At 54.6% G+C, this 652-nt stretch carries 1 protein-coding gene; it reads left to right on the plus strand.

Going from position 1 to position 652, the window contains the following annotated elements:
* The coding region (locus C7J97_RS14755) for a tyrosine-type recombinase/integrase (RefSeq protein WP_147232781.1) at positions 1–519 on the plus strand (519 nt) is incomplete at its 5' end.
* Between the last annotated feature and the right edge of the window lie 133 nt (positions 520–652).

Below are 652 nucleotides of genomic sequence, written 5' to 3' on the forward strand. Positions count from 1 at the left end.
ACCATCTTCATGACCTCTGCACTGAAAGAGGAATTGAAGAAGTGGCTGAATCAGTTGGCGGCAGACGAGATGAAAGACCCGGCACGCTACCATGATAGCGGAATGCTGTTCCGTCTACCCAATGGTCTGGCAGTGGAGCCGGTGCTGATCCGCAAGAAGTTCCTCAAATGGCAGGATGCCCACCCGGAATTCCCCCGCATTGTGTTCCACGGTTTGCGGCATTCCAGTGCCACCTATCAACTGATGATTTCCGGCGGCGATGTGAAAGCCGTTCAGGGCACCACAGGGCACGCCACGGCGGATATGCTGGTGAACACCTACGCTCATATCCAGCAGTCCTCTCGTGTAGAACTGGGCAGGAAATTTGAGGAAGGGTTCTATGCTAAACAGGAAAGCCCCAGCCCGCAGGCTGTACCCGCCGCAGGCGAACCGACCATCTCCATGACCGCTCTGCTGGAACTTCTGAAGGACGCAGACCCCGAAGTAAAGGCGCAGCTCCGTCTGGCTCTGCTGACCTGATGCAAAATTTACCACGCATTTCAAAGCAATTCCAGCCCATGCAGAGGATTCCCACGAAAACACCAACCGTGCAGAAACCGTGCATTGACCGTGCAAGCCCCGATTTTTCGGGGTTACATAACAAAAAAGAACG

Origin of the sequence: Faecalibacterium prausnitzii (assembly GCF_003324185.1) — a bacterium.
GTDB classification, from domain to species: domain Bacteria; phylum Bacillota; class Clostridia; order Oscillospirales; family Ruminococcaceae; genus Faecalibacterium; species Faecalibacterium prausnitzii.